22 protein-coding genes are annotated in these 25,541 nt (G+C 35.6%); 6 read left to right on the top strand and 16 right to left on the bottom strand.

Annotated features, from left to right (window positions below; genetic code table 11):
* Positions 1-36: 36 nt before the first annotated feature.
* The 4 genes from smpB to NMG63_RS00610 all read right to left on the bottom strand — a co-directional run bounded on the left by smpB (position 37) and on the right by NMG63_RS00610 (position 3,349).
* Positions 37-477, bottom strand: a complete 441-nt coding sequence (gene smpB, locus NMG63_RS00625; RefSeq protein ID WP_237999977.1) for an SsrA-binding protein SmpB — start codon at positions 475-477, stop codon at positions 37-39.
* Positions 452-2,641 (bottom strand): ribonuclease R, encoded by a 2,190-nt coding sequence (rnr, locus tag NMG63_RS00620; protein WP_254007121.1) that lies wholly within the window; start codon positions 2,639-2,641, stop codon positions 452-454. Before rnr ends, smpB begins: the two co-directional genes overlap by 26 nt.
* A 30-nt stretch (positions 2,642-2,671) precedes the next feature.
* A complete protein-coding gene (gene secG, locus NMG63_RS00615) occupies positions 2,672-2,899 on the bottom strand; it encodes a preprotein translocase subunit SecG (RefSeq protein WP_003775940.1) in 228 nt (75 codons plus the stop codon).
* Between the two features lie 243 nt (positions 2,900-3,142).
* Positions 3,143-3,349, bottom strand: coding sequence for a helix-turn-helix domain-containing protein (locus NMG63_RS00610; protein ID WP_013852454.1), 207 nt, complete (start codon positions 3,347-3,349; stop codon positions 3,143-3,145).
* Positions 3,350-3,649: 300 nt separating this feature from the next.
* On the opposite strand from NMG63_RS00610, the gene NMG63_RS00605 reads away from it, so the two are divergent.
* From NMG63_RS00605 to NMG63_RS00595, 3 genes are all read left to right on the top strand, one after another.
* Positions 3,650-6,001 carry an anaerobic ribonucleoside triphosphate reductase gene (locus NMG63_RS00605; RefSeq protein ID WP_013852453.1) on the top strand — a complete coding sequence of 784 codons (2,352 nt, stop codon included), beginning with the start codon at positions 3,650-3,652 and terminating at the stop codon, positions 5,999-6,001.
* Complete coding sequence (gene nrdG, locus NMG63_RS00600) at positions 5,991-6,536, top strand: anaerobic ribonucleoside-triphosphate reductase activating protein (protein ID WP_013852452.1); 546 nt, start codon at positions 5,991-5,993, stop codon at positions 6,534-6,536. Before NMG63_RS00605 ends, nrdG begins: the two co-directional genes overlap by 11 nt.
* Before the next feature lie 252 nt (positions 6,537-6,788).
* Positions 6,789-7,712 carry a DUF8370 family protein gene (locus NMG63_RS00595; RefSeq protein ID WP_013852451.1) on the top strand — a complete coding sequence of 308 codons (924 nt, stop codon included), beginning with the start codon at positions 6,789-6,791 and terminating at the stop codon, positions 7,710-7,712.
* Between the two features lie 174 nt (positions 7,713-7,886).
* On the opposite strand, the gene NMG63_RS00590 is transcribed toward NMG63_RS00595, so the two are convergent.
* Entirely contained in the window at positions 7,887-8,618 is a 732-nt protein-coding gene (locus NMG63_RS00590; protein WP_016357537.1) for a tyrosine-protein phosphatase, read from the bottom strand.
* A 243-nt stretch (positions 8,619-8,861) separates the two neighbouring features.
* On the opposite strand from NMG63_RS00590, the gene msrA reads away from it, so the two are divergent.
* On the top strand, positions 8,862-9,386 hold the full coding sequence (gene msrA, locus NMG63_RS00585) for a peptide-methionine (S)-S-oxide reductase MsrA (protein WP_254007120.1): 525 nt from the start codon (positions 8,862-8,864) through the stop codon (positions 9,384-9,386).
* A gap of 394 nt (positions 9,387-9,780) precedes the next feature.
* On the opposite strand, the gene NMG63_RS00580 is transcribed toward msrA, so the two are convergent.
* Positions 9,781-11,412 (bottom strand): glucose-6-phosphate isomerase, encoded by a 1,632-nt coding sequence (locus NMG63_RS00580; RefSeq protein ID WP_437124117.1) that lies wholly within the window; start codon positions 11,410-11,412, stop codon positions 9,781-9,783.
* Between the two features lie 78 nt (positions 11,413-11,490).
* On the opposite strand from NMG63_RS00580, the gene NMG63_RS00570 reads away from it, so the two are divergent.
* Positions 11,491-11,955: a divergent PAP2 family protein gene (locus tag NMG63_RS00570; RefSeq protein WP_003775955.1), complete on the top strand. Its 465-nt coding sequence runs from the start codon at positions 11,491-11,493 to the stop codon at positions 11,953-11,955.
* Positions 11,952-12,191: a NifU family protein gene (locus tag NMG63_RS00565; protein ID WP_003775957.1), complete on the top strand. Its 240-nt coding sequence runs from the start codon at positions 11,952-11,954 to the stop codon at positions 12,189-12,191. The genes NMG63_RS00570 and NMG63_RS00565 overlap by 4 nt, the downstream gene beginning before the upstream one ends.
* 62 nt (positions 12,192-12,253) lie before the next feature.
* Here the strand turns inward: NMG63_RS00565 and NMG63_RS00560 are convergent, their stop codons facing one another.
* From NMG63_RS00560 to tgt, 10 genes are all read right to left on the bottom strand, one after another.
* Positions 12,254-14,059, bottom strand: coding sequence for an ABC transporter ATP-binding protein (locus NMG63_RS00560; RefSeq protein ID WP_254007119.1), 1,806 nt, complete (start codon positions 14,057-14,059; stop codon positions 12,254-12,256).
* Entirely contained in the window at positions 14,046-16,211 is a 2,166-nt protein-coding gene (locus tag NMG63_RS00555; RefSeq protein WP_254007118.1) for an ABC transporter ATP-binding protein, read from the bottom strand. The genes NMG63_RS00560 and NMG63_RS00555 overlap by 14 nt, the downstream gene beginning before the upstream one ends.
* Before the next feature lie 248 nt (positions 16,212-16,459).
* The gene (gene spaA, locus NMG63_RS00550; RefSeq protein ID WP_254007117.1) at positions 16,460-18,280 is read right to left on the bottom strand and encodes a surface protective antigen adhesin SpaA; all 1,821 of its coding nucleotides are present in this window, start codon (positions 18,278-18,280) and stop codon (positions 16,460-16,462) included.
* 151 nt (positions 18,281-18,431) lie between these two features.
* Complete coding sequence (gene nadE / locus NMG63_RS00545) at positions 18,432-20,186, bottom strand: NAD(+) synthase (RefSeq protein WP_254007116.1); 1,755 nt, start codon at positions 20,184-20,186, stop codon at positions 18,432-18,434.
* Positions 20,183-20,896, bottom strand: a complete 714-nt coding sequence (locus tag NMG63_RS00540) for a TrmH family RNA methyltransferase (protein WP_013852444.1) — start codon at positions 20,894-20,896, stop codon at positions 20,183-20,185. Before NMG63_RS00540 ends, nadE begins: the two co-directional genes overlap by 4 nt.
* Positions 20,897-21,056: 160 nt before the next feature.
* Positions 21,057-22,210 (bottom strand): IS3-like element ISErh1 family transposase gene (locus tag NMG63_RS00535; RefSeq protein WP_254006834.1). Its coding sequence is split into 2 segments (ribosomal slippage): positions 21,057-21,937 and positions 21,937-22,210, totalling 1,155 coding nucleotides; the frame shifts between segments, so codons are not numbered across the junction.
* Between the two features lie 112 nt (positions 22,211-22,322).
* Positions 22,323-22,661 carry a hypothetical protein gene (locus tag NMG63_RS00530; RefSeq protein ID WP_013852443.1) on the bottom strand — a complete coding sequence of 113 codons (339 nt, stop codon included), beginning with the start codon at positions 22,659-22,661 and terminating at the stop codon, positions 22,323-22,325.
* Positions 22,658-23,200, bottom strand: coding sequence for a hypothetical protein (locus tag NMG63_RS00525; protein WP_013852442.1), 543 nt, complete (start codon positions 23,198-23,200; stop codon positions 22,658-22,660). Before NMG63_RS00525 ends, NMG63_RS00530 begins: the two co-directional genes overlap by 4 nt.
* Positions 23,201-23,209: 9 nt before the next feature.
* The gene (queA, locus tag NMG63_RS00520; RefSeq protein WP_003775974.1) at positions 23,210-24,241 is read right to left on the bottom strand and encodes a tRNA preQ1(34) S-adenosylmethionine ribosyltransferase-isomerase QueA; all 1,032 of its coding nucleotides are present in this window, start codon (positions 24,239-24,241) and stop codon (positions 23,210-23,212) included.
* A 134-nt stretch (positions 24,242-24,375) separates the two neighbouring features.
* Positions 24,376-25,527, bottom strand: coding sequence for a tRNA guanosine(34) transglycosylase Tgt (gene tgt / locus NMG63_RS00515; RefSeq protein ID WP_254007115.1), 1,152 nt, complete (start codon positions 25,525-25,527; stop codon positions 24,376-24,378).
* Positions 25,528-25,541: the final 14 nt, after the last annotated feature.

The raw sequence follows: 25,541 nt of genomic DNA, 5'->3' as shown, positions 1-25,541 counted from the left end.
AGATACTTCACCTAAAAAAAGAAGCATAAATGCTTCTTATCGTTTCATAGCTTTTTCGATATCTCTTTTAATACTTCGTTCCTTTTCAACTTGACGTTTGTCGAAGAGGTGCTTTCCTTTAGCAGTTGCAATTTCAAGTTTTGCACGACCACGTGATAAGTGAAGATCTAGAGGTATGATTGTATATCCTTGAAGTTGTTGCGCTTTAACAAGTTTCTCTATTTCATGCTGATGCAAAAGTAACTTACGTTCGCGCGTTTCATCATGATTGAACCGATTTCCTTGTTCAAACTGCGCGATGTGCATTCCTTTAATAAATGCCTCACCGTTCACGATCGAAATAAAGGCATCTTTTAACTGGACTTTGCCCTGACGAACGGATTTTATTTCTGTACCCGTCAAAACAATTCCAGCCTCATAACGATCTTCAATAAAGTATTCATGAAATGCTTTACGATTTTTTGCGACGACGGTCATTAATTCTTCGCCCCTTTCGCTTATCGGTATTTCTTGACTCACTCGGACGGTCTTTTGATTTGAACCCATCCTTCCTTGAATCTGGTTTTCGACGACTCATTTTCTTCTGACCAATAATCTCAAAATTCACAACATGCTCAAGATCATCGACCGAAACAAGTTTAACTTTAAGTTTTTGACCAATCGAATACGTTCTACCCGTACGTTCGCCAATCATTTTTTGTGAAGGTCCATCAAATGTATAGAAATCATCATTTAGATTTCGTACATGAATAAGTCCTTCGACAGTATTTGGTAATTCCACAAAAATTCCAAAATTACTAATTCCACTAATAAAACCAACATATTCTTCACCAATTTTGTTAGACATAAATTGAGCTTTCTTAATTTTTTCAACTTGACGCTCAGCATCTAAAATCGAACGTTCTTTTTTAGATACATGCAATCCTGCTTCAATCGTAAATTGCTCATCTTTTTCTAATTTTGAAAAATCATGTTTCACTGCATATTGTTTAATGCGTTGGTGGAGTAATAGATCCGGGTAACGACGAATCGGTGACGTAAAGTGTGTATAGTCTTCTAATGCAAGTCCAAAATGACCGAGCGGTTCTTGACTGTACTTAGCTTTTGTCATTGATCGCAACATTAAACGGGATACAACAGGATATTCTGGCTTCCCTTCAAAGAATTTTAATGCTTTTTGAATTTCTTTTGGTCGAATTTCTTCAAGATTTCCTTTCAGTCGGTACCCTAAAATACGAAGTGTATGACTTAATTCCTGCATCTTTTCACGGTCTGGTGCTTCGTGAACTCGATAGAGTACGGGTATTGATTGGTAACGACAGTGTTGTGCCACAACCTCATTCGCAATAACCATAAAGGATTCAATCATTTCCTCAGCTTCGCCACGTTCTCTTAAGAAAATATCTAATACATTTCCTTCATGATCGATTACAAATTGACTTTCGGCACTATCAAAACCTATTTGACCTGCTTGGTTTCGCTTATACTGAAGACGTCGTGCGCAATCGAGCATCATACTGACCATTTCTTGAACTTCACCAAGATCCGGTGACGTATTAACTTCCTTATAGCTCATACGACGTTTAGAACAAATAACGGATTCATAGATGTTATAGTCAATAACTTCCCCCGCATAGCTAATATCTATTTGGCATGTCATTGTTAATCGATCTACATTTGGATGTAATGAACAAATACCGTTTGAGAGTTCTTTCGGTAGCATTGGTACCACGCGGTCAACCATATAAACTGAAGAACTTCGTTCGTATGCACTTTGATCTAAAGCGGTTTGCGGTTGAACATAATGTCCTACATCCGCAATATGAACATACAGACGGTATCCCCCATTTAAAGCTTCCATGTAAATTGCGTCATCTAAGTCTTTTGCATCCTCACCATCAATCGTAATAACGTACTGATCGCGGTGGTCCATACGGTGCTTTGTCTCATTTTGATCAATTTCGGTAGGTACATTTTTAATCTCATCTAAAACTTCTTGTTTAAAATCGTTATCAATACCGTAAACAAAGAGAACACTTAAAACATCCATCCCCGGTTCATCAGCTTGCCCTAATACTGAAATAATGTCTACATGAATGCGTTCTCCAACTGAAGTTATTCGACCAATACAACGATCATTTTCTTTTAAATCAAGATTTGACGCATCATATTCAACTTTAAATGTAATCTTATTATCATAAGGAATGAAGAATAGTTTCTTCCCGTCTTTCTTCATCGTTCCTAAAATAACATCGCGATTACGTTTTACTGATTTAATCACAACACCAAATCGTTTTTCATTACTCTTGATTTCAAAAAGCACATCATCCATATCGAGTGCACCGTTAAAATCGTCTTTACCAATATAAAACGAATCACTTATCGTTTCCGCAAAAGCGAACGTTTCTCGGACAACACGAAAAGAACCAATACCATACTTCACATTATCGATATAGTAAAGATCTTCCCCATCGATGACAATCTCTTTACTTAAAGACATTTCTTCAAGCACTTCATCAATTTCACCAACATTTATTTTTTTGCTTTCAACTACGCTCTCTATAAACGCACTTAATAACACTTTTTCTTTTAATGACTCTAATTGAGTCTTCACTGCTTCATAATTTTTATATTTATTCATAAAATAAAAACCGCTTTTTAGCGGTTTCTCCTATACTTGTGTTTTAAGGATAAACAAAACAAGAGCGAAGAATACAATTCCTGCACCCATCGTTAAATTAGATATAACCTTTTCTGCCCCACGTTCTTTTGTGTTCGAGAATAAGTCTAATCCTTTTCCGCCTGAAAAGGCTCCTGTAAATCCTTCTGATTTTCCACTTTGTAATAGAGATAAAACAATTATAACCGCAGATATGATTAGTAATAATACTTTTGCCATAATATCCAACCTTTTCTATCTTTTCTAGTCTAATTTTAACAAATATTCATTCAAAATACAATTTATTCTTATATATACCAAAAACAACGCATGATATACCAACTTTTATGTCCACGAATCAAACCCTCACACAAATAATATTATCAAATAAACTAAACTATCCTTATATATAATAAAACCAAGAGATCCTTCTCTTGGTTTTAAATAAGTATCACGAATCGATAACCCCTCACCCATTCACCACTAGATATCATATACAAACTCCAAGATATCGCGTGGTTGACACTTCAACTCTGTGCAAATTGCGTTCAATGTTGAAAATCGAATCGCCTTAACACGAGAGTTTTTTAATTTCGAAAGGTTCACTTCAGATAGTCCTGTTCGTTCAGACAATTCTTTGAGCGTCATTTTACGATCTGCCATGACCCGATCTAGTCTTACAATTATCACTTCGTCACCCCTATCTTTCTAATTTGATTATATCACACAATGATAATCATCATATATTTGCATAATCTCCATTTTTAAGCTGCATAACGCATTATAACCTAAAAAAAACTAAAAAAACATGAATGTTTCTTGAATTACTAACGATAAGCGTTAAATAATATACGTTTTTACTTGTGAAGTAGTGTACTAATCATTTGTAGGCCTATTTCATCTTGGCAAGATTTCCATCTAAATGTATGATAGATATACAAGATAATCATGGATAAAAGTCCGTGATTGATACACTGCAGGAGGAAAAAAATGGAAGGATTAGAACACTTAGAAAAAATCACGATACTAAAGCGTGATAACCAGAAAATGAAATTTAATGGTGAAAAAATTGCAATCGCAATCAAAAAAGGATTTGATTCCCTTGAATCAAATAAATATTCCAATGATGATGCAAATCACGTCTACATGGAGGTTTTGAAGCAAATTGAAGAAATCGCGACACATGAAGACTATATTTCCATTGAACATATTCAGGATTTAATTGAACGTGAACTTCTCCGTCAAAATTATACCGATGTATATGAATCTTTTTCTCAGTACCGTAATCGACGCAATGAGTCACGAAAAATTTTCATCTCAAAACAACATAAATTTCTTAAAGCGATTGAGAAGTTAAATCAAAAAGAAGCTGTTGAAGAAGATTCAAAACGTGAGAATGCGAACGTTGATGGTAACAGTCCGATGGGTATGATGCTGCAGTTTGGATCAACCGTCTCTAAAGAATTCGCAAAAGCATATCAAATGAGCGAGGACTATTACGAAGCACATGATGCAGGACAAATTCATATACATGATATGGATTTTTTACCAATGGGAACTACAACATGTAATCAAATTAATCTCGAACAATTATTTGAGAATGGATTTTCTACAGGACACGGTCATTTACGTAAGCCGAAAGATATCATTTCTTACGCTGCACTTGCAGCAATCGCAATTCAGTCGAACCAAAATGATCAACACGGAGGACAAAGTATCCCTGCATTTGATTATTATATGGCTCCCGGTGTACTTGCAACATTTAAGAAACAATTTAAACAAAAATTATATGATTTTTTAGAAGTTACTGAGCACCTCGAGGAAGTAGACTTTACTAAAATTATTAAACATATTGATCAACTCCCATCAATTACCGTTGATATTCAATCATTTGAACCTTTGATGAAGAAAGACGCTACATTAATGGGCTTGCTTGATAAAGCTTATGATAAAGCACTACGAACAACCGATCGTATTACATTTCAGGCTATGGAAGCATTTATCCACAATCTAAACACAATGCATTCTCGTGCTGGTGCGCAAGTACCTTTTAGTTCAATTAACTTCGGAACCGATATAAGTCCAGAAGGAAGAATGGTAATGGAAAACTACCTTAAAGCACTTGATAAAGGGCTGGGTAAAGGCGAAACCCCTATTTTCCCTATTTCAATTTTTAAAATTAAAGAAGGCGTTAATTATTACCCCGAAGATCCTAACTACGACCTTTTTAAACTAGCGATCAAGACATCCGCTAAACGACTCTTCCCGAACTTCTCATTTATCGATTCACCCTTCAATAAACAATATTACAAAGATGGTCGATATGAAACAGAGATTACATACATGGGATGTCGTACACGTGTCATGGGCGATGTTACAGACCCAGAACATGAAGAAGTTACTGGACGTGGTAACCTAAGTTTTACTTCTATAAACCTTGTAAGACTCGGAATCAAGCACGGTATTCTTAATCATGAAGAACCAGACTTTGATGGGTTCTATAAAGAACTTGAGCATCTCATGGATCTTGTTAAAGATCAATTGCTTGAACGATTCGAAATTCAATGCAATAAGTCGGTATCGAATTTCAAATTTCTACTCGGTCAGGGTGTTTGGAAAAATTCAAAGGATCTTAAACCAAAAGACAACTTACGCAAAGTATTGAAACACGGTTCACTTGCTTTCGGATTTATTGGTCTTGCAGAGTGTCTAAAAGCACTCACAGGTTCACACCATGGTGAGAGTAAAGAATCACAACGTATTGGACTAGAAATTGTTGGATTTATGCGAGATCTAGCCGATAAGTATACTGAAGAAGAACAGTTAAACTTCTCGCTAATCGCAACTCCTGCTGAAGGTTTATCAGGTCGTTTTGTTGGCATTGACCGATCCATATTCGGATCAATTCCTGAAGTTACCGACCGAACATACTATACTAATTCATTCCATGTTCCTGTTTATTATGATATTTCAATCAAAGATAAATTGGCTATTGAAGCACCGTACCATGCCCTTACAAACGGTGGTCATATCACCTACGTAGAACTTGATGGCGATACTACTCAAAACCTTGAAGCCTTTGAGGAAGTTGTACGTATGATGCACGATAACGAAATTGGTTATGGTGCAATTAACCACCCTGTCGATCGTGATCCGCTTTGTGGTTTCACCGGAATTATCAATGAAGAATGCCCTAGTTGCGGGCGTTTAGAAACCGATGGTGATTATGGGTTCGAACGTATTCGACGTATTACTGGGTACCTTGTTGGAACCTTGGATCGATTTAATGATGCGAAACGATCTGAAGAACATGATCGTGTAAAACATCGTTATGAAGATTAGACTCGCTTCCTTTATTTCTGACTCCATAGTTGATGGTGAGGGGATACGCTCTGTGGTTTTTACACAGGGCTGTCCTCACAACTGTCCTGGATGTCATAATCAACGCTCAATTCCTTTTGACGGTGGAGAGCTTATTGAGGTTGATGAAGTTATTAATCAAATTCTAGAAGCTGATTTAAAACGAGTTACATTTTCTGGTGGTGAACCTTTTGTACAGGCTGAGCAACTCTATTTGATTGCGAAAAGGTTAAAAAAAGAAGGATATAATTTATGGTCTTATAGTGGTTATACCTTTGAGGCACTCTTACGACATCGTGATCCTTTTGTTCAAAAATATCTATCACAACTTGATATCCTCATTGATGGTCGTTTTCTAATCAAGAAAAAAAATCTTGCTGCTCTGTTTAGAGGTTCAACAAACCAACGTATAATCGATGTCCAAGCATCGATTCAAAAAGGCGAAGCGATTATTGCCGAAAAATATCGTGATGAATTTTCAGAAGAAACTGAAAGAATCAATGACATCTTTATATAATTAATAAAAAACACACTTCAGGTAAATTTTAATTCTGAAGTGTGTCTATTTAAAATGAATTTTCTTCTGATATATGCTCTGAAAAAATAAAATTTCAGAACATATATTAGAAGAAAGTCTAATATTATTCTGAAATGTTATCATATTATACGCAAATATATTTTAACATTACTAAATTGATATTACAATATAAGTATATTTTTTTCTTACTAATATTTATTTCTTCTATTATAAAAATAGGAGGTATACTAAATGTATATTAATGAAATGCCCAGCTATATGGGAGAAAAAGTGGCAGTTAATATTTCTCTAGACAAGCATCGTCCTGATGTCAGAAATTTTTTGTCATCAAATAAAATTGCATTCATAAAAGAATCTGATTCTTTGAGTAAATACTCTATAAATTGTGTTGAGACAATAGCTGTCTATTTTAACACACTATTAGACGCAATAAGACAAGACAATCAAGAACTAATCGCACACTTTGCAGAAAATGCCAAAGAAGGTTCGTACATAAATCTTGGTTACAAAAAAAAATTGAAATCTTACGGAAAGGGCATGGGTAAACAAACCTTTATGCAATTAGCAAATTCAATTAAATCTTCCCCTGCATTTAAGAGTGGCCGTATTAATGATATTTCCGATACTTATCTTTTTATCCCCGGAATTGGTATAGATGTAGTTTCCGATTTGATCGCTAATTTAATTTACCCAGAACTGTCTAAATTTACAATGGATGTGTTGAAAGAAGTTGACTCAAATGGTATCTCCTTATATTCAACATCCACAATTAGTACAATTCGTATTAAATCATTTAATATCAATACTAAACTATGGGAAGACTTCAATCTAGAAGTTATGAACTTTGAATCTAGGAACTATTTGCTAACGCCTATGTCATTTTGTATAGATGAACATGAATTCAATACCGAATTACGAAAATACCATGATAAAGAACTTTTTCCTCTTATCAAGAAAGAGATGTTGAAAAACAATATTGTAAGTGTCGACGAAATCAACAGAGTATCAAAAGCAGACGCACGAGATTATATTCTAGGCAGAATTCGCAAAGGAAATAATAATTATTTGAGATCCTCGACAACATCTAAATACGAGATTCTTGAAATAATTGCATACATGTATGAGAAAAACAAAAAAAACACCTTAGCGAACTAGGGTGCTTTTTTTATATTAAGGGGAAAGAATTCTGTATGAATATTATTGTTGTTGTTATTCATAAGGGGATATGAATATTTTGGAGAAGAGGTTCATACAGGTAAGATTTCTTCTTACACCTAGAGTATACAAAATAATTGTGTTATGGATACTCCAAAACTATGTTAGATTATGTTATCGTTCGGTATAACGATTACGCAACGCTTCAAGTTTTTCTGAATCCAAGCCATACTCTTCTTCAAAATAAGATTCATACGTTCCGTATTTTTCAATGATTGCTGATAGGGCACTCTTCAGATATCCTGGTTTAATAATGAGTCCCGGAACTTTATAAAGTAATGTTTCTACTGTACGTCCTTCTTTAAGACGGCGTACCTCATTCTCGAATATTGCGTCATACGCTTCCATAGAAAGCATGTAATCATAAACAATCGCATCTTCATGCATACCTAGAGCTAATTGGATCAACGCTGTCGCAACGCCTGTTCTATCTTTACCTGCAGTACAATTATGTAAATATGGTACTGCATCATCTTCTTGTAATACTTTAAACACATTTTGATAAGCTGGGTTCGAAAACGGTAATTTTTCGTAAAACTCAATCATACTCTCAGAAGATAACACTGTATAAGGAACACTTGGGTCTTCTTCAAACCCTCCGAGATGTAACGATGCGGATATATCATGAACATTCTTTGCAAGGCCTTCCTTGCGTTCATCCTTATCCAACTCAGTTGGTTCTCTAAAATCATGTAAATTTTGAATGTTTAATGTTTTAACGTAAGCTCGGTCTTCCTCAGTCAGATCACGGTAAGAACCGGAACGATAAAAAATACCTGTTTTAATTTTTCGGCCATCTTTAGTGGGATATCCACCAAAATCTCTAAAGTTTATTAATTCACTCATAGCAATTCCTCCATTTAAGCATTGTATCATAAATCACGTTTTAACGTAAAATTAACAATGTCTTCATCATATTATAACGATTATACACTATATTATTGATTAGAGCACACGCTCATAGGATATTATCGACTCCATGATAATACTCTATCCCAGCTTAGACCACTGGGTTTAGGCACGATAAGTGCCTTTTACTTTAGATATACACATCAATTATGGTATCTTTTAAACATAGGAGGTACTACAATGAGAAATCCATACACACGAGAACTACGTACAATATTTGTTGCTGGCGGGTGTTTCTGGGGTGTCCAGGAATACTATAAGCGATTAAAAGGTATCGAGAATACGGCAGTTGGTTATGCAAACAGTAATCAAGAGAACATTTCATATCAAGAAGTTTGTTCGGGAAAGACAGGTGCTGTAGAAGCTGCAATGATTCAATATAATCATGCAGTCATCTCCCTTGATGAAATCGTTGATCACTTATTTCGAATTATAGACCCCACAAGTTTCAACAAACAAGGTAATGATATTGGGACACAGTACCGTACAGGGATCTATTATGAACACGAAAGTGATCAAGAACATCTTGAATCACTGTTAAAAACATATCAAGAACACTATTCAAAACCCCTAGCAGTTGAAGTGTTACCACTCTTAAACTTTACGAGAGCTGAAGAAGAACACCAAGATTATCTTGAAGTTCATCCTGGGGGATACTGCCATATCGATTTTTCACTCGCAAAAAGTTCTGAGTTGAAGCAATAACAATGAACCTAAGGATGTGCTACTGCATACAAATTTGTGGAAGTTTAATAATAATTTCACATATTTACTCTATAAGTGTATAACACGATACAAATAGAAGTCGATTGTGTGTGAAATCAAACTTTTGTTGATTCACATAATAAATCCTACTATATAATATTTATGTGAATTAGATTTTGATTTAATTCAGTATGATATCATCTTTGGTAGGATGATTGATTCTAATACTCAAATCGTTTAATCTCATCTAAGTTATCGATTAAACACAACTTCCTTTTTCAACAAAAGGTTTAATTAAGGCAATTGTGCCTGTCCTTAATTAAAATATTCCCTTCAGATGTAGTTCGAATGGAATCACAAATAATAAAAAACCACCAGATTTGGTGGTTTTTTATTATTTACCTAAAAGCTTAAACATATTTTTCTTATAAACTTCAACACCGGGTTGATCAAATGGATTCACATCTAACATATATACCGACATTGCGAGTGCTTTAAAGAAGAAGTACATCGCATAACCTAAGTTCTCTTCATTTGCTTCATCAATATGAATAAGAACATTGGGTACACCACCAGTTACTTCATGTGCTTCTAAAGTTCCTTCAAATGCTTTCTCATTAATCCAGTGCAAACTCTTACCAGCCAAATAATTCATTTGGTCTAAGTCATCCGCTTCCGTTGGAACAACCATATCTGCAATAGGTTTATCAACAAGTACAACTGTTTCAAATAAAACTTTATTTCCATCTTGTACAAACTGTCCCATTGAATGAAGGTCTGTTGAGAAGTTTACACTTGCAGGTAACAATCCTTTTCCATCTTTCCCTTCAGATTCTCCAAAGAGTTGTTTCCACCATTCCGCGAGAAACACAAGATGTGATTCATAACTCACAAACATTTCCACTGATTTACCTTGCTTCTCAAGCATACGACGTACGACTGCGTATACGTATGCAGGGTTAGAAGATAAATCAGAATTATTCAATTCAAATGTCGCTTTCTTGACACCAGCCATAAACTTATCAATATCTAAGCCTGCTGCTGCCATTGGTAACAATCCCACAGGAGTAATCACTGAGAAACGACCACCAATATCATCTGGAATTACAAACGATTCATATCCCTTGGCATCTGCCTGCGGTTTTAATAATCCTCGTTCTTTATCCGTCGTAGCATAAATACGTTTCGAAGCGTCATCGCCATATTTTTCTTCCATAAATTGACGAATCATTCTGAATGCTAATGCTGTTTCGGTTGTAGTACCGGATTTGGAAATTACATTACATGCAACTTCTTTATCTTTAATATAGTCTAGAATACGAACTACAGAAGTTGATGAGAATGTATTCCCAACATAAATAATCTCTAAATCATTTTTTGGGAAAGGGCCTTGAATCATTTCAATCGCAGCACGACTTCCCAAATAAGAACCGCCAATTCCGCAAACAAGTAAAACTTCAGCTTGATCTTGAATTCGTTTTGCACATTCTTTAATACGTGCAAATTCTTCAACATCATAGCGTTCTGCCCAATCAAGCCAACCCAGGTAATCATTACCTTTACCGCTTCGTGAATGAATCATATCATGAATACGACTCACTTCGTCTTGATAACTTAATACATCTTCTTCTAATAAAGCATGTTTTAAATCTACTCTAATCATTGGATTCTCCTTTTCCGATAACCACTGAGGCATCATATCCGCAAGCGTTTCAAAGCCAATGGTATCACTTGGAACTAAAGGTCTCTTGTGATCTTTTGACTGACGATCTTTACGTGAAGAGTAATTCAATGCTTTCAACGAGAGTCGTAATTGATGTGGTCCTTCGCTCACATCAATAATTTTCGCAATGATACGTTCACCTTGGCTCACAAATTGGCGAATATCACGCACAAAATCATCTGAAATCTCAGATATGTGAATTAATCCAGTTGTATTTTCATCGATTGAGACAAAGGCTCCATAAGGTTGAATTCCTGTAATGGTCCCCTCAACAATCTGTCCGTTCATATACATTCTTTTCATAAATCTCTACCTCAATAACATTGTTATTATAACACAGTATCTAATGTATGATATAATAACTTCCGAAGAGGTGACCACATGAGCGATAATTTTTACCCCATTATTTCTGCACTTGTTGCAAATATTTTAGCTCAAGTTCTAAAACCGTTTTTCCACTATTTAAAAACTGGCGAAAAGAACTTAAGTATGATTTTTGAAAGTGGTGGCTTTCCAAGTTCCCATACTGCTCTTGTTATTGGTTTAACACTTGCACTTGGCTACCAGTCTGGATTTTCTTCGCAATATTTCTTCATTTCACTTGTCTTTTCATTAACGGTGATCTATGATGCTGCGAATGTACGTTACTATGCCGGACAGAATATTAAAATAACAAAACAATTAATTCAAGATATTGAAGTCTTAACTCAAACAACATTAGAGAATCCAATTTATAGACAAAAGATAAAAGAAGTCCTCGGCCATAAGTGGGTTGAGGTCGTTGGGGGATTTTTACTCGGATTTATAACTGCATCATTACTATACTTTATGAGGATACCATCATGACCCTAGAAGAACGCATTATTGAATCTCTCGATAAAATACGTCCCTACATCCAACGCGATGGCGGTGACATGGAGTTTGTCAGTGTTGATGAAAACGGTGTTGTTACCGTTAAACTCCTTGGAGCTTGCATTGGTTGTGGATTAATCGACTATACTTTAAAAGGTGGCGTAGAGGCTTTACTAATGGATGAAATTCCAGAAGTAACAGGTGTTATTGCCCAAGATTACTTTGAATGAGAACTCCGGTTCTCATTTTTTTTTGGATTCTCCTAATCATAAAAAAAAGACTAGGGAAATCCCTAGTCTTCTTCTGAAAATTGACTGTTATAAAGTGTTGCATAGAAACCATTTTGAGCAAGGAGCTCATCATGACTTCCCTTTTCAACAATATCACCTTTATCCATAACAAGGATTAAATCAGCATTTTTAATTGTTGATAGACGGTGTGCAATAATAAAACTTGTGCGTCCTTCCATTAAGACATCTAATGCTTTTTGGATTAGAACTTCTGTCCGTGTATCGACGGAACTTGTCGCTTCATCAAGAATTAAAATTTTCGGATCAGCAAGAATTGCTCGAGCGATCGTTAATAATTGTTTTTGTCCTTGAGAAATATTAGTTGTTTCTTCATTAAGTACTGTTTGATAGCCTTCTGGGAGTGTTCGAACAAAGTAATCGACTTGAGCTTTCATTGCAGCCTCATGGACTTCTTCATCCGTAGCATCCAGTTTACCATAACGAATATTTTCATTAATTGTATCGCTATACAACCAAGTATCTTGAAGAACCATACCGATTAGATTACGAAGATCTTCACGCTTAATGTCTCGAATATCATAATCATCAACCTTAATGGATCCCGAAGTTACATCATAGAATCGCATTAAGAGTTTCACGATCGTTGTCTTACCAGCTCCGGTAGGACCTACAATCGCAATTTTTTGACCCGGCTTAACATCAGCGCTGAAATCATTGATAATTGTAACATCTGGATCGTATCCAAAATTCACATTCTCAAAAGAAACGTGACCTTCAACCTGACTTACATCAATAACTGTTTCTGCATCTTCAACTTCTTCCGGTTCTCCTAAATAGTTAAAGACACGTTCCGCAGCAGCAAGAGACTGTTGGAACGTAGAGGATAAGTTACCCAATTGCGCAATCGGGTTCATAAAACTTCTCATATATTGAATGAAAGACTGAATATCCCCAACACTAATAATTCCTCCTGATGCAAAATATCCTCCAAGAATACTTACTACCACGTAACCGAAGTTACCCACAAAGTTCATAATTGGGTGAATCATCCCGGAAAAGAAACTACTCTTCCAAGCTGCATCATATAAATTGTTGTTATGATCATCAAATTCCGCAATCGATCGTGCTTCACCATTGTATGCTTTCACAACAACATGGCTACCATACATCTCTTCAATATGTCCATTGAGTGATCCTAGATATTTTTGTTGATTTCTAAAGAATACTTGTGATTTCGACATAATAAAGAAAATGAGTCCAAAGGATAATGGTAAGACCAATAATGCTGCTAAGGTCATTTGCCAGTTAATCGAGAACATCATGTAGAGAATCCCTACGATGGTCGTGATGGAGGTAATAACTTGAGTAATACTACTTGTTAAGTTTTGATCGATTACATCGATGTCATTTGTAACAAGTGACAGAACTTCTCCTGTTGTCGTTCCATCAAAATACTTCAAGGGCAATTTTTCGATTTTTTCATGCATACGTTTACGAAGATCGTATGTTAAGTCACGTGAAATACGTGCCATAATCCATCCTTGAATATAGCTAAAGAGTAAACTAGCAAGATAAATTCCAAGAAGCCATAATACGATCCCTTTGATTTTTTCAAAATCAACCGAACCAACGCCTTGTACTTTAGCCATTAATCCGTCAAATAAAACGGTCGTTGCTTGTCCCATGACTTTCGGACCAACGATTGTGAAGATGGTTGATAACAACGCAAATATTATGACAACAACCATTTTTACTTTAAAGGGTTTAATCAGTGCAATCATTTTTTTAAGAACTGCTTTAGAATTTTCTGGTTTCGAAGGTTTTACTGAAGCGTTATTTTGATTCATAATTTAATTCCTCCTCCGATAATTGTGATGATGCGATTTCATAGTATGTAGGACAAGATTTCAATAACTCATTATGAGTCCCTTTACCTACGATTCGTCCTTCATCTAAAACGATAATTTGGTCTGCATCCATAATTGTGTTTACACGTTGCGCAACGATTAACAGTGTTGCATGGTTTAAGTTCTCATGAATTGATTTACGTAAGAGTTGATCTGTTTTAAAGTCTAAAGCAGAAAAACTATCATCAAAAATAAAGATTGAAGCATCTTTGACAAGTGCTCTTGCGATGCTTAGACGTTGTTTTTGTCCACCTGATACGTTTGTACCACCTTGGGCAATCTCATAATCAAGACCATCTTTTTTATCAAGGATGAAATTTGCTTGCGCAATTTGAAGCGCTTTTGTGACTTCTTCGTCCGTTGCATCTTCTTTACCGTAGACAAGATTTGATTTTGCTGTTCCAGTAAGGAGTACACCTTTTTGTGGTACATAACCGATTTCTTCGCGTAAATCATGGGTTGATAAATCTTTAACGTCAACGCCATTTACCTTAACGGTACCTGAAGTAACATCATAGAAGCGTGGCACTAAGTTAATTAGGGTGGATTTTCCAGAACCAGTAGATCCGATAAATGCGGTCGTCTCCCCAGGTTTTGCGACAAAGTTAATATCGTGAAGAACATATTCGTCTGCGTCACCATATTTAAAGTCTACATTTTCAAATTCGACGAGACCACGGTCTGAAGCATTAAATGCTTTTGCTTCATTTGGTTCATGAATTGTATTTTGAGTATCGAGTAATTCATTAATTCGATTCAATGATACTACTGCACGTGGTACGAAAATAAACATCATCGCGATCATTAAGAATGACATAATAATTTGCATTGAATATTGCATAAACGCCATCATATCACCAATTTGAAGAATTCCTTCTGCGATTTGATGCGAACCAAACCAGATAATCGCAAGCATTGTCGCATTCATGAGGAAGTTCATCAGTGGCATCATTAATGACATCACACGGTTAATAAAGAGTGCGAGATCAGCACGCTCTGAGTTTGCTTTATCAAAACGTTTATTCTCAAAATCTTTATTACCAAATGCACGAATAACCATAACACCGCTTAGATTTTCTCTAAATACTAAATTTAATCGGTCAACGAATTTTTGCATAACCTTAAACTTAGGTACCGCAACAAAGTAAATAACAACTAAAAATGAGAGTAATGCTGCACATGTTACGACAATAATCCATGTCATCGATGTATCACGTTGAGAAATCATAATAATTCCCCCAATTGCCATGATTGGCGCATAGAAGAACATGCGAATTCCCATAGTAATCATTTGTTGAACTTGGTTTACATCGTTAACGGTTCGAACTACCATTGACGAAGATGAAAATTTATCAAATTCTTCAGCTGAAAAACTTTGAACTTTTTCGAAGATTTCTTTACGAAGATTCTTTGAAAAACCAGATCCAATTTTAGCGGATACAAATGCAACTGCAATCGTAGCGATCATTCCAACAATCGTAATTCCGATCATTCCGCCACCTTTTTTTAGAATATACTGATTTTGCATTGTTGGAATATCTTTTCCGAGTTCTTCATAGAACATTTTTGCGAAAACGACACCTGTTTGTTGTTTCAAACTATCTTCCATGCCTGCTGCTTTTGTGTATGCTGCTTCTTTAACCGATGGATCCATGTATTTAAACATAGGCGTTAGAGCATACATTTGTTTGATATCAAAATCATCGGTGATTTTGCCACTTAATGCCGGCATTTCTGATTCGGAACCTTCACCAAGATTCATTAAGGTCCAAACACTTTCTCCTACGAGAATATCTGTTGCTTCGCGATCAATATTTTGTTTAATAACATATCGATCTCCGCTCATCTCATACGATGATGAGAATGCTTGACCTTGTTCTTGTGGCAATATCGCTACAATTAAGTCATGACCATCTTTGCTTATTTCATCGGGACTTGCATGTTCAACACCGTTTTGTTGAATACCAACATTAACAATATGAGACATGTAGTTGGGTAACTTCAAATCCGCGAAAGCTTGGACAAACAAGAACGCAATTGAAATGAGTATTGCACCTAAGAATGGTTTTAAATTTTTTAGGACTCGTTTCATATACTAACCTCTTTCTTATCTATGCATATCTTAGCACATCAAAGTTTAGGTTATTTTTTTTAACCCTCGCATTAAAGATGTTTCAAAAATATTACATATAATTGTACATTATCGATATAATGAACAACGTTCATTTATTAGTATATTCCTATTTATTTTAATGTGCAATACATTTACTTAAAAAATGTATAAATATATATACAAATGATAATTTCATAAATTCATAAAAAATAGACGGGATATCCCGTCTATTTTAAACTTCCATCGTTCTTAAATGCATACTTTTTACCATCAATAGATTTTGAACCTGTAACCATCATTCCTGATTTATCAAGGTAGTACCATTTGTTTGCTACCTTTTTCCATCCTGTAGCCATTGCGCCTGAATTTTCAAGGTAGTACCACTTGTTTGATACTTTCTTCCATCCTGTTGCCATTGCGCCTGAGTTTTCAAGGTAGTACCACTTGTTTGATACTTTCTTCCATCCTGTTGCCATTGCGCCTGAGTTTTCAAGGTAGTACCACTTGTTTGATACTTTCTTCCATCCTGTTGCCATCGCACCTGATTTTTCAAGATAGTACCATTTGTTTGCTACCTTCTTCCAACCCGTAACTATAGCACCCGTATTATCGAGGTAGTACCATTTGTCTGCTACCTTCTTCCAACCTGTTGCCATTCCACCTGATTTCTCAATATAGAACCACTTATTATCTTTCTTAATCCACCCTTCTTTTGAATTCGATTCGGGTTTTGATTGATCAACTGGCTTCTTTTGATCTTTAGGTTTTTCTTTATCAACTGGTTTTTCTACTTTAACGGGACTTTCAGGCTCTACTTTAGAGTCACTTTCTTCATTTTGGAATGATTTGACAAGTGATTCTAAATCTGCACGAATCGTCTTAATTTCCGAAATCGATTGAGCTCTGTAAATCATAGATAAGTATGCATCTCTATTGATGAGTGTAATTTCTTTATTTCTTATTTTCTCGCCATCCACACTATATGAATCAAAAATATCTGATTCTAAATAATCTTGAAGTTTATTTTTTTCTTCATCAACTACTGATTGATATTTTCCAATAAATCGTTGGAGTACATCTGGTTTTCGAACATCTCCACTTCTTTGGATATAAATTTCAAGAAGTTCCTGTAGTTTCTTCCCTCTTTGTTTTATATCTTTAATTGTCTTTAAGGATTCAACAACCGAGTTCGCACGTTCCAAGTTTGGATATACATCTCTTACAACTTGAATTTGGCGATTTCTCCGCATAGCATAAAGTTCAAGATACAGTGGATGAATTTCTTTTTCCATCATATTTTCGAGCCGGTTATAGTCAATAAACTCGCTGACCCCTAGACCCAAAGCAAAGTTGATATTATTTAGTTTGTCATTATACTCGCTTGAATCTGAAACTAAGAAATCCTCATGCGCTTCAGGTAAATAATTTACTTCTGCAGCAATTTCATTCATACTACGAATTCTATCTCTTAGAGGAACTATAAATGCTTCTAAGGGAGCTCTACCTTTAACTTTACCTTCATATTTTACTAAAATACGGTGTTTCACCTCGTAATTCACGAGTAAATCAACGTATGCTTCATCAAGTTCAGGAATCGTTAATCTTTCAAAATTTTCAAGATACATAGCATCCTGCATAAAACTTCTGTAGCCGATTCTAGTTGCTAGGTTTTGGATGCTTTGTTTAAACATATGGTGAATGTTTTGAAGACTCATTCCTTCATTTTTAAGTTCACTTACAATCGAGTTAATCTCTTCATTCACTGCTTCGAAACTTTGGTACCCCTTTGGTTCATTTATAAGAAACGGCTTCACTTTTTGATTAATTAGAGATACCAATTTTTCAATATAAGCATCAGTCATTTTGTTGTATTCCTGAGCATGTACCCCTGTCCCAGGTAAAACTGGGAGCAATCCAACTTGTTCACCGATTAGTGGAATCACAGAAATATCTGTCGAATCAGCAAAAGCTGTTTGTAGTGGCATTGCTGTTAAAAGTAAGCACGACATAAGACTTACTTTCGGAAATAGGTGTTTTTTCTTTTTCATAATTTATCCCCCTCTTGATTTCCACTTGAAGAATAATATATGTTGACATAATTTGTAAACAATTTATTTAATATACTCTTTTTAGTAGTAAAGAAAGAAATGTATACATTACTTTTAAAAGAAAAACCACCTTAGTAAGATGGTTTTAGAGTTATAGATTTTTAATTTGATTCATTAAATTTTGCTCAGTTTGCGTAAGGTGCAATCTCAGTTGACTCTCGCGATAAACGGTACCAAATGCGCAATTGGATACCATAACAATGGGTGGCATTTGCACGCGTTTATAAACCGCAGTATTCATCGTCTTAAGTACCCACTGAATATCTTCGACAAACGCTTCCCCTTTATCTAAACCATAAGAGGCTAGGTATTTCCCTAGATTGGATTCATAAATAGATCCATCAAGGTATGAATTGAGAACAATTCCCAAACGACCATGCATTAATTCGTCAATCAATAAATCGTGATAACCCCACTTCATTGGATCAAATTGATCTTGAGCAAGTTCAGCACTTGGCGCAAATTCCCAATCAACGCGATTTTCTAATTCAACGGGAATTAAGTTCTCCGGCACAATTTCTTGACCTTCAATTCGATTTAAAGTCCGACCAATCATTCCAACTTCCATCTTTGTAAGATCACCTAAGATAGCAAGTGCACCAATTGCATCACCATAAAGTGTTGCATAACCGAGAGCAACCTCAATTTTATTTCCATTATTCATGACAACACCATTTTCGAGGCTTGAAATGGTCATTAACGTATGCCCTCTCAGTCTTGCTTGAACATTTTCAAAAGCAAGACCAGTAACATCTGAGTAAGCACCAAATTTCATGCTTTCAACGGTTGCATCAGTCATTGCAGCAATCGGGATTTCTAAAAATTTAAAACCCAGAACTTTACTTAGATGATATGCATTGTTTTTGGTAATATCGCGGTTGAATTGACTTGGCATTGTGACACCAACAACTCGGTCTTTTCCTAATGCCTTCACAAGCAAGGCGATGGATACACTGCTATCCAATCCTCCCGAAACACCAACAATCCATTTTGGTCCATAAGATAGTGCTTCTTCATCAAAATAACGAATTGCTGAAATTAGAGCATGATACATCTTATCTTCGTAGTTAGGTTTATTTGTTACTTGGACTTTTAAATCGACGATATCGAAAGTTTGTTTAAAATTAGCGTCCAAATACGTCACAGCTTCAGAAGACACAACCATGCTGCCACCATCAAATAACACAACATTCTTACCATTATTTTGCATCCCTGTCGCATTCACATAAATAAATGGAATGTCTAAGTTCTGTCTTCTAATTTCCTCAAGACGCATAGATTCTTTATGTTTATGCCATGGAGAACAGGATATATTGATCATTAGGTCTGGGCTGTGTTGCATCATTAACTCTGTCGGTTTTAGATCACTTGATTTATCCCACAGGTCTTCACAGACTTGAATACTAATTCGATCACCCTTAAAGATGAACGGCTCAAAATTGTGGTCACCTGGTTCAAAATATCTTTTATCATCAAAAATACCGTAGTTCGGAAGCAAATGCTTCATATAAACACCTGCAGACTCGTGGTTCGCTCTCTCTACCCATTCACCCTTATAGGCAAAAAAAGCAGCATTGTAGAGTCTATCGTTTTTTTGGTAAATATTTCCCCAGACAATCCCAATATCATCAGACAACAATCGAATACGATCATTATAAGCCATCAGTTCATCGATATTTGATTGGTTATTCATACGATCACCAACAAGGTAGCCTCCGACTGCAAGTTCAGGAAACACAATCAGATCAGCTTTACCTTTAGATTTTTCTACGATTTCTTGAATCATTTCAAAATTTGCTTGTGGATTATTTGCTTTAACTCTTAATTGTGCAATTGCAATTTTCATTTTTTCTCCTCCAATTGACGATAACGTTCATAGGCAAACACACTGCATGCACCAACACTACTCAAGGATACACGAGCATCATAATCAATTCGCACGTTGACATCACTTATATCTAATACACTTTTTGAGAGTCCACGTAAAGCACCACCCAAACAAATACATACACGATCTGGCAATTTATAAGTTAAAAGAGATTCACTCTCATCACCTCGATGCGCAGCAGCCATTACTACTTTTTTAGCTTTGATAGCTTTTAGATCACTACTTAAATCATCACTTTGCATCCACCATAACGATTCACTTGCACCCGCACTGGCACGAATTAACTTGGCTTCATGTTCATAAAAATCATAACTTGGAGTGATGATACCATCAAATCCGAGTGAAGCCACCGTTCGACAAATTTCTCCAAGATTAAATGGATCTGTCACACCTTCAATACACATTAAAGAAAGTGTTTGCTTTGGTAAATAATTGAGGGGATCACTAATTCGCTTACCACATGATACGAGATAACCGCCATGCGTTTTATTTGTGGCTAATGCGTCCATTTCTTCACGGGACATTCGTTTGATCTTGAGTCCTTCCGCAATGCGCTCTACATAACGTGACTCCTTGTCATTGTGCTTATCTAAAATTGCTACAAACTCAATATCACGTTTACGTTCTTTAAGAATTGCCTTAACACTAATTTTTCCTGATACAATCATAATTTCTCCTTGATGAGTCCTTATCTTCACGATTTCGACTTCTTACTTAATTATACAACAATCTCAATTAGATATACTAATTCTTGGCTTTGTTGGATAAAAAAACAATAAAGATTGTTTGGAACTGACCTAGTTCCGTGGGACTAAAGAAAAAACCAAGTTAGGATGAAGTTAACCGATAATTTACGGGAGATTGATATCCTAGCTTTTCTTGTATTCGATTTTCATTGTAATATTTTAAATAGTTTATCACAGTTTGTGATACAATTTCAGTAGAACCCTTTAGTTCTGGGTTTAATTCGAATGTTTCACACTTTAGCGAGGCATGAAACGATTCGATAGGAGCATTATCAGCGGGTGTACCCTTACGGGACATACTCATGGTAATGCTTTTATTTTTTACTCTAAGTTGATACTCTTTTGATGTATAGACACTTCCTTGATCAGAATGAAGAATACATGGCTGAACGATATCCGGAAGTTGATTTAATGTATCAACCACACATTCTAGGTTTTGTCTGTCACTCAATGTAGACGCAATAATCTCACCATTATATAAATCCATGATCGTTGATAAATAGAGCATCTTATGGCCATAAGGGATGTAAGTGATATCTGTCACCAATTTCTCTAGAGGACGTAGTGATTTAAAGTCGCGATTAATGATATTGGGCATAATGATCTTCGGATTTTTGTTTTTTCTATACCGTTTGACCTTAACACGGCATTGACATTGGTGTTTCTGCATTATTTTTTGAACAGTGTTCTTATTGATAATTCTTTCTTTTCGAATTAATGCAGTTATTTTTCGATATCCATAACGAAATTTATTTTCTTTACAAAGTTCAATTACTAATGCTTCATTGACAGAATAATTATTAGACTCTAGTTGCTCTTTTTTAGTCCAACGGTAATACGTTGACTTAGGTACCCCAAAAAGATTCAAGATATCTTTAATAGATACAGTGTTGCGATACTCTTCAACGAGCTTGATGATTATTTCAGGAACCACATCCTTTCTCTTTCCAAATACTTTTTTAATAGTTCAATTTGTTGCTCCAAAGATTTAATTCTAAGTCTTTGTGTTTCTTCGACCGTGTCTCCTTCAGGCCCTTTTCCAAAAGTATATTGCTTGCCTACCGGTTGAGAAAATCGATAGTGTTCACCATTTCGATACCATCTCCACCATGTTTTGACTTGTGTTACATTTTTTATTCCAAGTTCAGTCTGAATAAACCTGCTTGAGTAGCCTGCCAATTTCATTTCTATAACTTTCATCTTTGTCTCATAGCTATGCATAGTTCGTGTTCCCATATAAAAACCTCCTATATTGAACTATTTTACAATAATTCTCATACAAGAGGTTTTTTTCTTTAGTCCCACGGAACTAGGTCAGTTCCGTTTCTTTATTGTTTTTTTATTTCTATTAAACCTGGAAAAATGCCCATCCACAATATATGAGGAGTATATCTAAAAACGTTCCGGTAATGCCGACTGCATTGAGTAAGGTTGTAAATTCAGGAATCGATAATAGATTCAATCGATATCCAAAAATACAAATAATCACAAAAGATAGGACTACTTTTCCCACCCAACGATTGTTTTTCTTTTGTAACGGTGCTAAGAAGTATCCAATTACCAACATCAACACCATCCAAACAGTAGTCGCAATTCCTACTAAAGAAGTTGGTAAAACAGAAATTAGAAATTTATAAACAATTGCACTTGCAAGAATTACCAATAAAGCTGACCATGTTCGTTTCATTCTACAACCCCTTCCTGTTTAAGACGGATATACATTCCAATAAGCAAACCAAATGATGGGACAGCTGTAGAAACAATCCACAAAATCGAAGACCAGTGAATTCGCATTAGTTTTTCAGTAAAAGTCCCCATTAATGGATTCACAAAACTATAGATCATCCATACAACGCGACTTGACTCAAAAAACGATAGAATGTATAGACCGCTAAAGGTTATAAAGAGAATCATAAATAAAACGATAAGCGCAAAATCTACACTCTTTAAAATTCGACTTTTATTTTTAATTGCTATTACGATCAAGTAACCTGGAATTGCATATGCTACAAGACCGTATAGTGAGACAATAATTATTTGAAAAATCATGGGAAGATTTACTAAAAGTTTTGAAAGTGGGTGAAGCGAGTTATAGGCAAAAAGATGTATCGTTCCTAAGAGAACATGAACCATGATGATAATTCCTAAAAACTTATAGTCCCCCTGCTTAAAAAATAATTTAAACCGCGTAAAACTACTCTGCTTTGTATTCATTGTTTGTTCCATAAATATCTCCTACTTAATATTACGTGCCTTCAAGAACATACTGTCTCCAAATGAGAAGAATCGGTATTTTGAATCGACAGCATGTTTATAGGCATGATCAATTTCTTCTTTACCCATAAATGCACTTACCAGCATAATTAATGTTGATTTCGGTAAGTGGAAATTTGTAATAATTGCATCAACCGCTTTCCATTCATAACCCGGATAAATAAAGATTTCACTATTACCTTGGCATTCTTTGAATGTACCATATTTAGACATAACAGTTTCTAATGTGCGAACAGAAGTAGTTCCTACCGCAATAATTCGACGTCCTTCTCGCTTAGCAGTGTTAAGAATATCTGCTGTATCCTGAGTCATTGTATACGCTTCGCTGTGCATTTTATGTTCTAAAACATTATCAACTTTAACAGGTCTAAATGTACCCAGTCCTACGTGGAGTGTAACAGGCGCAATTGTAATACCCTTGGCTTGGATTGCATCCAGTAATTCCGGTGTGAAATGAAGTCCTGCAGTTGGTGCTGCCGCACTTCCCTCTACACGAGAATATACTGTTTGGTAACGTTCCTTATCTTCCAAACGTTCATGAATATATGGAGGTAGAGGCATTTGTCCAAGTTCATCTAAGATTTCAAGAAAAATCCCGTCAAATATTAGATCAAAATTTCTAAGTCCTTCATCACCAACGTGTGTACAAATAGCTTTTAATTGTCCATCTCCAAAACTTAATTCGGTACCAAGTTTAACAACCTTCGCATTTCCTACCAAACATTCAGCAGTTTTCCCTTCAAATTTTAGAATTAATAATTCAACATGTGCGCCTGTTTCCGGTTTCTCTCCAAATAAACGCGCTGCGATAACACGGGTATCATTTAAAACTAAAACATCACCCTCATTTAAATAATCAATAATATTGTAGAAGCGTTTATCTTCTAAGTTCATTCCATCAACAACAAGTAATCGCGATTCACTTCGCTTTTCAGCAGGAGTTTGTGCAATTAGTTCCTCTGGCAAATCAAAATCAAAATCATTTACATTCATAGTTTACTCCTTGGTTTATATCGTATTACATCTTCACTATTTTACCATAAAGCCGGTGCTCTGACACGATTTTGTGTAATTCACAAAATTGCATAAAAAAAACTTGATTCATACGAACCAAGTTTAATGTTTGATTACCATCCCGGATGGTCATCTCCTGTAATTCCGTAACTCTCATAAACCTCATCACGAAGTTCAAGTAATCGATCTTCTTTAATTGCTTCACGGATATCTTCCATGAGTTTCAATAAGAATCTTAGGTTATGGATAGATAGAAGACGCATACCAAATCCTTCATTACAACGTATTAAATGTCGTAGATAAGATTTCGTATAGTTTTGACAGCATTCGCAGTCACAATTCTTATCCAGTGGAGAAAAATCATATTCCCACTTTTTATTTTTAATATTAACACGACCTGTAGAGGTCATTGCCGTACCATGTCGAGCAATTCGAGTAGGCAATACGCAGTCAAACATATCAACACCACGTAGTACTCCTTCGAAAATTGCATCAACACTACCTACACCCATTAAGTAACGTGGTTTATCTTCCGGCAAGAAATCAATCGTGTGGTCAATCATTTGCCACATGACATCTTTAGGTTCACCAACACTAGTTCCTCCGATTGAATAACCAGGGAAATCCATGGCTACTAATTCCTTAGCACAGTGTTCACGAAGGTCAGCATACTTGCCTCCTTGGACAATACCAAATAATGCTTGTGTCTCAGGATTTTGATGTGCTGCTTTACCACGAGCTGCCCAACGAATTGTGCGCTCTACTGAATTTTTCATATATTCATAAGTTGCAGGATAAGGAGGACATTCATCGAAACTCATCATGATGTCTGGTCCTAATGCATTTTGAACCTGAATGGCTTTTTCTGGCGTTAAGAATAGTTTCTCACCACTAAGATGACTTCTAAACTCAACACCTTCTTCAGAAATTGTACGAATTTTTCCAAGTGAGAACACTTGAAATCCGCCACTGTCTGTTAAAATTGGTCCATTATAATTCATAAATTTGTGGAGTCCACCTGCTTGACGAACCACATCTTCCCCAGGTCTTAACCATAGGTGATACGTATTGCTTAAAATAACTTGGGAACCTATTTTACGTAAATCTTCTGGTGAAAGAAATTTAACACTTGCAAGGGTTCCTACTGGCATAAACATTGGCGTTTCTACCGTTCCATGGTGCGTCTCAATTGTTGTGAGCCGCGCCTTAGATTCATTTGATTTTTTAATTAAAGTCAACTTCAATGGTTTATTACCTAAACTCATATTATCGATCTCCT

The sequence above is a fragment of the Erysipelothrix amsterdamensis genome (assembly GCF_940143175.1).
GTDB classification, from domain to species: Bacteria; Bacillota_I; Bacilli_A; order Erysipelotrichales; family Erysipelotrichaceae; genus Erysipelothrix; species Erysipelothrix amsterdamensis.
Note: the sequence above shows the minus strand (reverse complement) of the source record. Positions and strands in the feature narration are given on the sequence as shown.